The organism is Novipirellula aureliae, from assembly GCF_007860185.1.
GTDB lineage: Bacteria > Planctomycetota > Planctomycetia > Pirellulales > Pirellulaceae > Novipirellula_A > Novipirellula_A aureliae.
The window spans coordinates 138,604-151,748 of record NZ_SJPY01000010.1 but is presented as its reverse complement, the minus strand read 5'-3'; the positions used below and the strand labels follow the sequence as shown (position 1 = coordinate 151,748).

Here is a 13,145-nt window from a genome sequence, read left to right as displayed (position 1 = left end):
CATTATACAGATTAAACAGACCCTCGGATGGGGTCCACCTCAATGTTCAGGTTAGTTTACTCAGTTGCCTCAAAAGTTCGTCAATCATTGATTGGTCGTGAATCGCAGAAACCGAAATCCGCAGCCTTGAACTGCCTATCGGTACCGTGGGGGGACGGATGGCAGGAACGTAAAACCCCGCCCCCGCCAACCGCTCGGCCGCATCAACGGCCCGTTCATCATCGCCCATCACCACGGGGATGATTGGCACGGAGGCTTCATTTTCGTCGACGGCATCGATCGATAACCGATCTCGAATCAACTGGGCGTAGCGACCAACACGATGCCGACGCTCGGGTTCGCTACGGAACGAATCAATCGCCGCAATCGACGACGCAACGGATGCCGGTGCGAGCGAGGTACTGAAGATTAACGATCGACATCGATTGATCAAATAGTCAACCACTACTTTCGGGCCAGCAACGAACCCTCCTTGGCAGCCGATCGCTTTGCTAAGCGTTCCGATGCGAATAGCAACACGGTCTTTTACTCCCGCCGCTTCACAAATACCGCTGCCCGTTTTGCCCAGTACACCCGTCCCGTGCGCCTCATCGACGACCATGATCGCCGAGTAAGTATCCGCGACATCGCACAATTCTTTTAAAGGGGCGACGTGCCCATCCATACTGAAGACGCCATCGGTTAGAATCCATATCCGTTCGAACTCGCCGGCCCTCTGGTGCAAAGTCTCGGCTACAAACTTGACATCTCGGTGTGGAAAGACAATACACTCGGCAGCAGACAATCGGCATCCGTCGATCAGCGATGCGTGGTTGAGCTGATCACTCAGAATCAAATCTCCCTTTTCCGCTAGCGTCGCAGCAGTGCCGCTGCAGGCCGCATAACCACTCGGGAACAAAACCGACGCCTCGGTACCTTCTAGCTCCGTAACTTGCTTTGCAAGCCGCTGATGCAATGGAGTCCATCCACAAACCAGGGCACTGGCCATGCTGCCAGTCGGTTGGCTCGCCGTCGTACGGTCGGCAGCCAACCCCAAATAGTCATTCCCACCAAAATTGACCAGACGTTTTCCAGAACCATCGATTAGAAAAGCTCCAATCGATTGTCGGGGTACCAGACGGCGCAAGCGATGCCCATCCGCTAAGCGGTCGAGACGTTCGGCTAAATAGGCAAAGGTCGAATTTGCAAGTGGCTTCATATTTCAGGGAATGTTGGAGTCTAGCTTTGGCCGACTTTACGCTCGTTCCCAGACTGGAGCCTGGGAACTCACTGCAGTCGAGACTCCCGACTCGCGAGCGATTGGCTCGGCAGGCTGAAGCCTGGTAACCAGAAAAAAACGTTGGTGTGTTCTACTACATTTCGGTCGGCAATCATACCGAGCAAGTCGATGGCATTACTGAAATCTTGAGGCCCGAACCGGGCGCACTCGCTGGAGACCAAGAGAAGCTCTTTCCTTATTGGGGCTGCCCGAAAATGGCGATCGCGATGCGACTGCCTTGCCAACCACAACTGCGCGGGGTGAAGACCACGTGGCTTGACGAACGACGATGTGGATGCCGGGTCTACGTCGCTTGAAAGAAAACGACTCGACCGAGCCTACCTCTTGCCGAGATGAATGAGCTTTTTGTTCACGAATTCCAAAATGCCAAGGTGTGACAACTCACGCCCATAGCCAGAATTCTTAATGCCGCCAAACGGCAACTCGGCTTGTGACTTGGTTGGTTGGTTTAAGAACACCATCCCCGTTTCAATCTGTTCCGCAACCCGGCGACCTCTCTCGACGTCCTTGGTAAAAACGCAGCCACCGAGCCCATACGACGATTGGTTCGCCAATTCGATCGCCTCCTGCTCATCTTTTACAACGTAGACGGTTGCGACAGGACCAAATAATTCCTGGTCAAACGTTGGCATGCCGGGTGTGACATCCGTCAGTAGGGTGGGATGAAAGTAGGCGCCCGGCCGGTCCGGTCGATCGCCCCCTAAAAGGACTGTCGCGCCAGCATCGATCGAAGCCTGTACCTGTTCGAGCAGTTTTTGGGCGGCTTGTTCGGTCGATAAGGGCGCAAGCGTCGTCTGTTCGTCCATCGGATCACCGATCTTTAGCTTTGCCAGTTGCTCTTTGAAACCGGCTATGAATTGCTCGGCTAACGGTTCGACGATGATAAACCGTTTCGATGCCACGCAAGATTGCCCAGCGTTTACCATTCTTCCTTTGACGGCTAATTCAATGGCTGCCTCGATGTCGGCATCCTCCAAAACGATAAATGGATCATTACCTCCGAGTTCCATGACGCTCCGTTTGAGATTCTTGCCAGCCAATGCAGCGACCGACGCGCCCGCCCGTTCACTACCGGTTAGCGAGACCCCTTGAACGCGTGAATCCGAAACGATTGTTTCGACAAACTCAGTCGGAATGAACAAGTGGGTGTAAACGCCTTCGGGTAGTCCACATTCGGCGAACAAATCGGCGATCGCCTTGGCACACTGCGGCACATTGCTGGCGTGCTTCACCATCACCGTGTTTCCCGCCATGATATTCGGTGTTGCAAATCGTACCACCTGATAAAACGGAAAGTTCCATGGCATTACCCCCAACAACACGCCGAGTGGCTCGTAGTGGATGTACGCATCCACATTCGCAAGATCCATCGGTTGATCGGCTAAGAATTTTTCAGCACCATTTGCGTAAAACTCGCTGATGTCGGCACAGTAGTTGACCTCATATTCGCTCTCCGAAATCCGCTTACCCATCTCCAAGGTGATCAATCGAGCGAACTCACTGACGCGGCTCCGTAGCTGTTTGGCGAACGTCATAATGATCTTTTTTCGTTCACCAAACGATGTGCCTCGCCAACTTTGGTAAGCCGTGTCGGCTCGCTCAATGGCAGCCACGGCCTGTTCTTTCGTCAATGAATCGAATGTTTTAAGCGTTTCGTTGTTGGCCGGATTGATGCTGGTGATGCTCATGAGGGCTATCCTTCGGATTGTCGCTCTGCTTGATTCACTCAGAATAGCAGAAACTTGGGAGGTGGTAGATGGTTTGTAATGGTCATTGATTGCACTGAAAGCGCTGCACTCGAAATCATTGCACTTGTTGTGCCAATGTCGAGACGCCAAGCAATGATGGTTGGCTTGATTCCAGTTGCCTCGTTGCCATTTGATCGGTAATAGGCCTAGTGCTGCGTCATAACTTGATTTTAGGCTTGGCAAAAGAGTGGCTGCGGCATCTTGCCCCAGCATGCTGCGGCTGGAAGCCACCGTCACGTTATCCCGCACCCCCCAAAGTTAAATCTGGACAAAACGCTAGAGAGTTACGCGAACGTTTGCGCAGGAATACGATGCAAAATCGTTGACGTTTCTCGCTAAAACGCCATCACCGATTGCTGCCAAAGATCTGAAAAAACGGTACTTTCGTACTCGTGCTCAGCCTTCAGCGATACTACTACTCCTACTCCTACTCCTACTCCTACTCCTACTCCTACTCCTACTCCTACTCCTACTCGAAGATTCGCGGGCGTCCGAGTTTCATTTCATTGAGTACGATTTTTTTTGCTAGGCTTGATGGCGAACAGCGAAAAGTGTCAAAAACGATAGTCAGCGGCTGACTCGAGCTTTTACCCTCCCCCCCCTCTTAGAAGAATCTTGTGAAACACCGAAGCACAAAAGACGTTGTCAACGATTTGCGGTCCAACGGGCGGTTGATTGAAATCGCCGATGAAGTCGATCCGTATCTAGAGATGGGAGAAATCCAACGCCGCGTTTATCAATCGGGTGGGCCCGCAATCCTGTTCACGAATGTTTTGGGTACCCGTTTTCCAATGGTGTCGAACCTGTTTGCCTCGCTCGACCAAGCGAGGTTCCTCTTTCGCCATACACTTGAAGCGGTACGGCGACTCGTCGAAGTGAAGGTCGATCCGTCGGCTTTGGCCAAACGGCCCTTTCGTTATGCGGGCATCCCGATCACGGCCCTGCGAACGCTTCCCAAGTTCGTTTCACGCGGACTTGTGTGCAAACATCAATGCCGTTTATCTGACTTGCCGATGCTTCACAGTTGGCCTGATGACGGGGGCCCCTTCGTGACGTTGCCACAAGTTCTCAGTGCAGACCCCAGGGACCCTAACAACTTGATGCGAGTCAATTTGGGGATGTATCGCATACAGCTATCAGGGAACGACTACGTTTCCGACCAAGAGGCTGGATTGCATTATCAAATCCATCGTGGCATCGGCGTCCATCATCAAACGGCTCTCAGCCGAGGCGAACCATTAAAGGTTGCGATCACGGTGGGCGGTGCTCCGGCGATGTCGGTTGCTTCGGTTATGCCGCTGCCCGAAGGGTTGACTGAACTCACCTTCGCTGGTGCTTTGGCGGGCCGGCGGATCGGCATGGTCCGTGGGAATCATGCTCCCGTCTATGCAGATGCCGATTTTGCCATTACCGGAACCATTGATCCTACCCGGCGGAAACCCGAAGGTCCCTTCGGCGACCATCTCGGCTACTACAGTTTGCAACATGATTTCCCACTATTGAACGTTGAAAAGGTTTGGCACCGAGAAGGTGCGATTTGGCCTTTTACCGTCGTCGGGCGTCCGCCCCAAGAAGATACGACGTTTGGACAATTGATTCACGAGTTGACCGACCCCATCATTCCGGAAGTGATCCCCGGCGTCAAAGCGGTTCATGCCGTTGATGCAGCGGGGGTGCATCCATTGTTGTTGGCGATCGGAAGCGAACGGTACATGCCGTTCTTGAAAGACGAAGACACCGAACCGCAAGAGCTATTGACTCAAGCCAACGCGATCCTTGGCAACGGCCAACTATCGCTTACCAAGTATCTTTGGATTACCGATGACCCCAACGACCAACTCGACATTCATAACATCGAAGGGTTCATCCGCTACGTGCTCGAGCGAGTCGATTGGAGACGTGATTTGCATTTCCATACGAATACAACGATCGATACACTCGACTATAGCGGAGCAGGAATGAACCGTGGATCGAAAGTGGTGGTTGCGGCGACAGGACGCCCGGTGCGATCATTGCCGACAGAATTGCCGAGTGAGTTTTCTCTTCCCGCTGGGTTTTCGAATCCGCGAATTGTGTTTCCAGGTGTCTTGGCAATTTCGTCACCGCATTTTGCCTCGCCAGAGCGTCGCGAGGATTTGCAGAAACTGGCCGATTGGCTTGAACAGGACAATCGGCTTGTTGATTTTCCGATCATGACAATGGTCGACGACAGTGAGTTTGCGGCACGGACGCTCAACAATTGGCTTTGGACAACGTTCACGCGAAGCGATCCAGCGGTGGATATCGGGGGCATCGGAGCCTCAACGGTTGACAAGCATTGGGGGTGTCGAGGCCCGTTGTTGATCGACGCGCGAGCCAAGCCTTGGCACGCGCCGCCCTTGATCGAAGATCCCCAAACGATGGCGAAAGTAGACGCTCGAGCCAGCCGAAATGAGCCAATCAGTAAGTACCTGTAGGCCAGGTGGTCGACCTGTCCTATTCACGGTCCTATTCACGGTCCCGTTTGACCAGGTGGATTCATTAGCCGTTTTGCCGTTAGCGGGCTGTCGATTTAATCGTTTAACGCTTAGCCGAAGGCGTCAGCTTTTCCGTAAGCGGTCGCCTATGGCTTGGCGTTAAACAATAAGTCGAGTCAAACCGATTAAATCAGCAGGCCGTTAGCCACGGTGAGGTGAATTATCGTACGAATCCTACGAATCGTGCAAACGTCAGAACAGCTAATTTGCAGAGTGTTTTCCCAACGAATCACACAAACGTTTCAATCCAAACGAGCTACAGACTCTGCGTCCCATGACGTGGACAATCAGGTTGAAGGGAAACAAAACATCACTTCCACCATTGCGGAATCTATTTTTTTTACACCCTAACGAGCTAGAAAGCGATACAGTATTGCCCCTTATCGCCGATCGACCAAGCGACGTGATTTCGCTTCGAAGCGAGGCAACGAGCCCTGCTTGACCGCAATAACCTCAATCCGCAGTGCCAAGCGTTCCCGAAGCACACCAGCAATCATTTTGGCTAATCGCTCGGTTCCTTCCACTTCGATTTTCAGTTGATCCATTTCTTCGAAACGGCTAGCGATCATGCGATACTCGGCCGCCGGCTCCACTTCTCGAACGATCGCCTCAATGCTGCTGGGGAAAATATTGACGCCGCGAATCACGATCATATCATCGCTTCGACCGATAACGCCTCCTTCAAGCCATAAGTAGGGGCATGGGTAATCGTGTTTGCGGTAACCGCGAACGATATCGCCCGTTCGATAACGGATCGCCGCACCGCCGATTCGGCCCAAGTTCGTCAATACCAACTCGCCCATTTCACCATCAGGAACCGGCCTTCCTTTCCATGGGTCTGCGCTGAAATCCAAAACCTCGGCGATGAACTCTGGTTCAATCACATGCAACCCTCGTCCATCTTCGCTGCCGAAGCCCCAGGCTCCCAATTCACTCGCACCGCTATGATCGATTACTCTGGCGTCCCAGGCCTGTTCGATTTGATCTCGCACCGCTGGCATCGATCCGCCCGGCTCCCCTGCGACGATGACTCGTCGGACCTGATTTTGTTTCAGATCAACCCCCATTTCTTCGGCGGTTCTGATCAGGTGCAATGCGTAGGTCGGCGTGCAGCACAACACCGTGCAGCGGTGGGTTGCGATCATCTTTAGCCTTGCTTGGCTTGATAGCCCACCGCCGGGGACGACCAACACACCTCGCTGGATCATTGCATCGCTTGCCGTCCAAAACCCGATAAAGGGACCGAATGAAAACGCCATCATGGCAACATCTCGACTCGTCACGTCGGCTGCGTCCAACACGTATTGCCAACATTTCAACCACCATTGCCAATCGTCAGGTGCATCAAGAATGGACAAGGGATGGCCGCTTGTGCCACTGGTTTGATGCAGCCGGGTGTAACAATGAATTGGCAAATCAAAAATCTTCGCGGGCTCACTTGGCGAAGCGGGAATCAAGTCCGCCTTTGTTAGGAATGGAATATCTCCGATCTGGGAGATCGACTCGAGCGGAAGTTTGACATGCGAAAGTCGATCTTTGTAGAAAGGGCGTTGCTGAATGGTTTGCAGGAGTGCATTGAGGCGATTGATTTGATTGCTTGCCCAATCCCGTGCGTCTGGGTGACGTTGCGGTTCGTCAGAGTGAAAGTCGTTCAATGCTGTTTACTCAGGTTTCAAGGAAGCGGCGGCTTTTTCTTCCGCCGCACTCGGTTTCAAATATCGCGGAACCAACGCAAAGGGGTCGGTCCATCTGCTGATCATAGCAGCACGAACGCCTAGAATGCCGACACCGACCGCATCGGCTTGCACTCGCTCGATCGGGCGGATGGGATATTTTCGAAAGGGCTTTTCGTCGCCCGCAACTCCGTCAACCGTTGCACCAACCCTAGCAAGCTGACTGTCCCATGCCTCCGACTCTAAAATTTCCACTTGTTCGCAAAGCGGCGACCAAGACGGATGAACCCACTCGACGGCAGGCATCAGTAGAGACTTCTCGAACGTGGCACAAAACACTTGCCCCCGATAGGCGTCGCAGGCAACTAGCAACGTGGTTGCCAGCGTGCCCCCATCTTCCATCCGTTTTTGCTGTTGATCGAACACGTTCGCCGCGATCGCGGCAAGTGAATTGACGGCAACCAGTGGGACCTGCAAAGCGTAGCTGAGCATTTTCGCAGACGTGACGCCGATACGAAGACCTGTAAACGACCCTGGGCCATCCGCAACGCTAACAAACGCCAGCGGTTCAGCTTGCTCGTGGCAACACGCTAACGCCGCTTGCAAGACCGGTCCGATCTCAGATGCGGTACGGGTTTGTTTGTCCGATGGCTCTCCGATTTGCTGTTCAAAAACGACCATCCCACCACTCAAAACCGCGACCGAACCGACTCGCCCCGTCGTTTCGATGGCCAATTGGGTGCCAAAAGGATTCGCTTCAGAAGGGCTTATGGGGTGCGGCAATGTAATCAGGGGACGTAAGGATCGATAGAAAGCCTGTTTTTTTAACGGAATTAAGGGCAGCCGCAAAGCCACCAGTCCAATTTAGCAAGGTTTTTCGGCCAACTCACTCGATTGGTCTCGCTACCGAGCGAGAAGAAACGCAACAATCTTAGGGTGAGTGGGATTGCCGTTAAAAAACGCTTCCCCTTACAATGTCAGTTCAATCCTTCCAACCATCCATTACCTCTCCCAACTTCGAGGGACGTTTTCGTGAAACGTGCGTTGATAAGCGACATTCATGGCAACTACGGCGCACTCACGGCAGTGTTGGCGGATATCCAAAGCATGCAATGCGACGAAATCTATTGCCTCGGTGACATCATCGGCTATGGCCCCAGTCCTTGCGAATGTCTTGATGCCGTCATGAGCCAAGCCAAAATGACGATTCTGGGCAACCATGATCAAGCCGCTCTGTTCGATCCCGAGGGATTCAATCCGATGGCCTTGCAAGCGATCTATTGGACTCGCGATCAATTGGATAACGGTCCCGGATCGGCCGAGCAGATCAACGCCCGCTGGGACTTCCTTGGCGAATTGCCAAGACAGATTGATGAAGGTGAATTCCGGTTCGTTCACGGTTCGCCGCGAGATCCGACAAACGAGTACGTGTTTCCCGAATACGTGTTTGACACTCGCAAAATGGAAATTCTGTTTGGAAAGATAGAGCAGTACTGTTTCATGGGACATACGCATTTGCCTGGGGTCTTTACGACCGAATGCGAATTTGTCATGCCTTCGGAATGTGACCACGTTTATCAGTTAGATAAAGCCAAAGCGATGATTAACGTCGGCAGTGTTGGCCAACCGCGTGACGAAGACAATCGTGCTTGCTATGTGATTTTGGATACCGATGCAAAAACCGTTACGTTCCGGCGTGTCGAGTACGATATTGATTCGGTAGCCGAAAAAATCTACGCGGTTGCCGAATTGGCAAACGCCTTGGGGGACCGGCTGAAGCACGGACGATAGTTGTATCGATCGCGCTCAGACCATTCCTTTTCTTCTGTTCGTATTCCCAATCGCCAATCTGAGCACTCATCGTGACACGAACCGCCATCTTAAGTGATATTCATGGCAACTTGGCCGCTCTTAAATCGGTGCTTGCCGACGTGGAAAGTCAGAAGGTCGACCGAATTGTTTGTCTAGGCGATGTTGTCGGTTATGGACCTCAACCCTGTGCCTGTTTGGATCAAGTGATGGAGTTCGAGTTTTGCGTTCTCGGCAATCACGACAGCAGTGCTTTGTTCGATCCAGAAGGCTTCAACATTGCCGCCGAACAAGCGATTTTCTGGACGCGTACGCAACTTGAAAGCAGCTCGGACGGCCCCGACGCCAGTCGGCGACGGATGGAGTTCTTGTGCAACTTGCCACGCACGGTACGCGAAGGCGGCGTGTTGTTCGTCCACGGCTCACCACGCAGCCCAACCAACGAATACGTCTTCCCCGAAGACACCCAAAACGGCAAGAAGATGGAGAAATTATTCTCCATGGTCCCTCATCTCTGCTTCCAAGGACACACGCATGTCCCAGGAGTTTTTACTCCTGAACTTCGCTTCATTCGTCCACTCGATATCGTCGGTGGCTACTCGGTATCCAATCCAGAACTGCGCCTGATGGTTAACGTCGGCAGCGTCGGACAACCACGCGATGGTGATCCACGAAGCTGTTACGTCATCTATGATGAAGAAACCATTGAATATCGCCGCGTCGAATATGATATCGAAGAAACGGTCAAAGAGATCGAAGCCGAGCCAGAACTGGATAATTTCCTGGGTTACCGATTGCGGGATGGTCGGTAAAAAGCTGATTTTCTTCACGTTGTAGAACTTGGAAAAACAAGTTTCTAACAATCAATCGGGCTTAGGATTCGCTCGATCGGTACAGCACGGTAATTCCATCGAGGCAGGACTGCATCAAACTGAATGCTCATCTGCTCTCGGAATGCTTCGCTCGCTTTACGCCCAACCACACACTCTTGTTTCCAGATTCACACTCGCAAAACATCAACCAGCGGAGTGACATTAGTCAACGCAACGAATCGCGTACGACGTTGCATCATGCAGTCTCTTCTTCATAGTCCTCGTATTCCTCTGAATCCTCTTCATCGTCGACGTCGTTTTCCCCAGAGGAATCGTCCTCCGATTCAAGTCCTTGCATCTTCTGCCACTGTTCCATTGTCATCAGAACTTCACGCGACTTCGAGCCATTGTAGTCGCCAACGATTTTGTCTTCGGCCATAAAGTCGATCAGCCGGGCGGCTCGGCCGTAACCGATTCCCAAGCAGCGTTGCAGCATCGAAAGCGAGCCGCGTCCTTCGCGGATCACCACTTCAATCGCACTCTCGTAAAGCTCGTCGCGATTCTTGATATCTCCAATTTTGGAGCCATCCCCACCTTCTCCATCCGCTTCGACCTTCAAACTCATCAACTCATTGACGAAGGTTTGCTCGCCCCTACTGCAGTGTTCTACGACCTTATCGATCTCATCATCGGACAAGTAGGTCCCTTGACCGCGAATCAGCGTGCTGGTGCCTGGCCACAGAAACAGCATGTCGCCGTTACCGAGCAGTTTGTCGGCACCGTTTTCATCGAGCACGACGCGGCTATCGGTCTTACTGGCAACTTGAAAACTAAGTCGCGCGGGCAGATTACTTTTGATCAAGCCTGTAATGACATCGACCGTCGGTTTCTGGGTTGCCAAGATCAAGTGAATTCCAACGGCCCGACTCTTCTGAGCCAAACGAATGATATGCGTTTCGACCTCTTTGCCGGCCGTCATCATCAAGTCGGCCATCTCGTCAGCAACGATCACAATGAACGGCAGCTTGTCTGGCACATCGCTCGATCCATCGCTCTCATCCACTTCGAGCCGCTTCAAAATTTCCTCGCGACCCAAGTCGTTGTAGCTGTTGATATGACGCACGCCCGCTTTCGCCAATAACGAATAGCGTTCTTCCATCTTATCAACCGCCCAACCCAAGATCGCTTCCGCTTTGCGCATGTCGGTAATGACGGGGTGCATCAGATGGGGTAAGCGTCCATAGCCACTGAGTTCAACCATCTTGGGGTCGATCATCAGCATCCGAACTTCATCGGGTCGGCACATCATCAGGATCGAAGTGATGATCGCATTGAGACACACACTCTTGCCCGTACCGGTCCGGCCTGCGATCAATAGGTGAGGCATTTTCTCTAGCCCCACGACCATCGGTGCCCCCGAGACGTCTTGCCCTAAGAAGACGGGAATGTTCATCTTCGAACGGCGTATGTCCGACTCTTCGATAACGTCACGTAGTCGAACGACTTGGCGAGTCTCGTTGGGGACTTCGATTCCCACGGTGTTCTTTCCGGGGATTGGGGCTACGATGCGAACGCTTGGAACGCGAAGAGCGATCGCCAAGTCTTCGGCCAACCCAGTGATCTTGCTAAGCCGAAGTCCTGCTTCCAGTTCCACTTCGTATTGGGCGATGACTGGCCCCGTTTCGACCGCAACAACATCCACTTTGAAGCCGAAACTCTTAAACGTTTCTTCCAAAACCCGCGATTTTCGTTTTGCATCTAGGATTTGTTCGTCGTAACAAATGTCATCGCTTTGCTCGAGTAACTCAATGCTGGGCAATTGATAATCGTCCGAATCATACGGATTGGTTTCCTGGACCGCAGCATCCAATTCCGCTTTCGCATCCCCATTGCGTTTTCGCCGGGGCATGTTGATCTTCGGGCTAGGCAATTCATGCGCTTCATCGCCCCGGAGGGCGACGGTTTCATCGTCGATTTCCAGCTCTCGATAGACCGATTCGTCCTCCTCTTGCTCGGCGACATCCTCGCTGATTTGATCGGTCGCGTCAGCGTCCGAGCGATGATTGGAAGTGGTCGTTTCCATCACGGATCCCGGCGCAGTCGCCGTAGGATCCGACGTTGACTCGCCGCTTGTTTCGTCACCCTGAAGTTTGTGTTTGCGACGTGGAGCTTTAAAGCGAATTCGAGGCCCCTCTTCAAGGTGATCGCCCACAACGCCACTTTCGTCTGCTTCGTCATTTTTCGCAGTCGCAGCGGTCTCAGCAACATTTGCATTGGCGATCGCACCCGTGCTAGCAACCTCGCAGGTGTCACCATCCACTCGGATCGGTTCTTGCAGATCCGTAAACGGTTTTCGGCGACGGCGTACCGAGACGGGCACAACCTGGGCCGCCCGACGGATCCCCGATTTGGACACCTTCGCCCCCCCAGCTACAATTGCCCGCCCGGCATACACGAGCGCATAGTCGGTGGTCAGTAGAAGACCAACCGCCAAAATCGTGAGCGACAAAATCCAAGCGCCTGCGGGTGCAAAATGATCGAGCAGGAGCGTTGACCCCATCGCACCGAGATAGCCGCCATTGCCGACGACGGGCATCCCGTCAATCTTGAAACTCAATAGCCCACACGCCGTCGCCGCCCCCAGCAGGATGATCGTTCCACCGAGTGATCTTAGCACCGGCGCGTTCACTTTCCCGCGTCCAAGAAGCGCGGTTGCCACCCCACCGCTGGCTGCAATCACCACCGCAGACGCTAAGCCGAGTGCATCGAACATTGCCGACGAGATCAGCGCACCCCAGTAACCGCAAGCGTTGGTGACACTCGGATTGGTCGGGTAGACCGTGCTATCGGGCGAATACAGAGCACTGATCGGCCAAATCGGCGGCTCGATCGGATCAGCAGGATTGCGAGTCACAATCGAAACGACCGCGATCAATGTGATGGCAACCAACGCGATCGCAATCACATCCCGAACCAAGTTCATCTGGCGAGCGTTATCATCGGGATTCGACATGGGAAAGAAGCGTTTTCGAGAATCGGACGGGATGAATGGAAGTGATGCACGAAACCATTGTCTTTCGTATCGACCGCCGATCGAAGCTTCGTCCACAAAGAGCGGGCTTGATTCCTACAACCGCTACCCGCGGCTTGTCCGTATGAATCATCGTCACGTAGTGGATCTTGTTAAAGATCCCAGCATCGTCACGTAGTGGATCTTGTTAAAGATCCCAGCATCGTCACGTAGTGGATCTTGTTAAAGATCCCAGCATCGTCACGTAGTGGATCTTGTTAAAGATCCCAGCATCGTC

Annotated in this window: 9 protein-coding genes; 4 read left to right on the top strand and 5 right to left on the bottom strand. The window is 53.1% G+C overall.

The features are described from left to right. Positions 1 to 46: 46 nt before the first annotated feature. A complete protein-coding gene (locus Q31b_RS25430) occupies positions 47 to 1,198 on the bottom strand; it encodes an aminotransferase class I/II-fold pyridoxal phosphate-dependent enzyme (protein WP_146602483.1) in 1,152 nt (383 codons plus the stop codon). Between the two features lie 146 nt (positions 1,199 to 1,344). On the opposite strand from Q31b_RS25430, the gene Q31b_RS25425 reads away from it, so the two are divergent. Beyond that, positions 1,345 to 1,575, top strand: coding sequence for a hypothetical protein (locus tag Q31b_RS25425; protein WP_146602482.1), 231 nt, complete (start codon positions 1,345 to 1,347; stop codon positions 1,573 to 1,575). Between the two features lie 21 nt (positions 1,576 to 1,596). Here the strand turns inward: Q31b_RS25425 and Q31b_RS25420 are convergent, their stop codons facing one another. After that, complete coding sequence (locus tag Q31b_RS25420; protein ID WP_146602481.1) at positions 1,597 to 2,967, bottom strand: NAD-dependent succinate-semialdehyde dehydrogenase; 1,371 nt, start codon at positions 2,965 to 2,967, stop codon at positions 1,597 to 1,599. A 677-nt stretch (positions 2,968 to 3,644) separates the two neighbouring features. Here Q31b_RS25420 and Q31b_RS25415 point away from each other — a divergent pair. Continuing rightward, a complete protein-coding gene (locus Q31b_RS25415) occupies positions 3,645 to 5,483 on the top strand; it encodes a UbiD family decarboxylase (RefSeq protein ID WP_146602480.1) in 1,839 nt (612 codons plus the stop codon). A gap of 440 nt (positions 5,484 to 5,923) precedes the next feature. Here the strand turns inward: Q31b_RS25415 and Q31b_RS25410 are convergent, their stop codons facing one another. Continuing rightward, the gene (locus tag Q31b_RS25410; protein ID WP_146602479.1) at positions 5,924 to 7,198 is read right to left on the bottom strand and encodes a phenylacetate--CoA ligase family protein; all 1,275 of its coding nucleotides are present in this window, start codon (positions 7,196 to 7,198) and stop codon (positions 5,924 to 5,926) included. A gap of 6 nt (positions 7,199 to 7,204) precedes the next feature. Continuing rightward, positions 7,205 to 7,999, bottom strand: coding sequence for a tRNA (adenosine(37)-N6)-threonylcarbamoyltransferase complex dimerization subunit type 1 TsaB (tsaB, locus tag Q31b_RS25405; RefSeq protein ID WP_197172333.1), 795 nt, complete (start codon positions 7,997 to 7,999; stop codon positions 7,205 to 7,207). Between the two features lie 249 nt (positions 8,000 to 8,248). Here tsaB and Q31b_RS25400 point away from each other — a divergent pair, with 249 nt between their 5' ends. Both Q31b_RS25400 and Q31b_RS25395 read left to right on the top strand, forming a co-directional pair. Continuing rightward, positions 8,249 to 9,007: a metallophosphoesterase family protein gene (locus Q31b_RS25400; protein WP_146602477.1), complete on the top strand. Its 759-nt coding sequence runs from the start codon at positions 8,249 to 8,251 to the stop codon at positions 9,005 to 9,007. 71 nt (positions 9,008 to 9,078) lie between these two features. Continuing rightward, the gene (locus Q31b_RS25395) at positions 9,079 to 9,837 is read left to right on the top strand and encodes a metallophosphoesterase family protein (protein WP_146602476.1); all 759 of its coding nucleotides are present in this window, start codon (positions 9,079 to 9,081) and stop codon (positions 9,835 to 9,837) included. A gap of 256 nt (positions 9,838 to 10,093) precedes the next feature. Here the strand turns inward: Q31b_RS25395 and Q31b_RS25390 are convergent, their stop codons facing one another. After that, positions 10,094 to 12,850: a DNA translocase FtsK gene (locus tag Q31b_RS25390; RefSeq protein WP_146602475.1), complete on the bottom strand. Its 2,757-nt coding sequence runs from the start codon at positions 12,848 to 12,850 to the stop codon at positions 10,094 to 10,096. Positions 12,851 to 13,145: the final 295 nt, after the last annotated feature.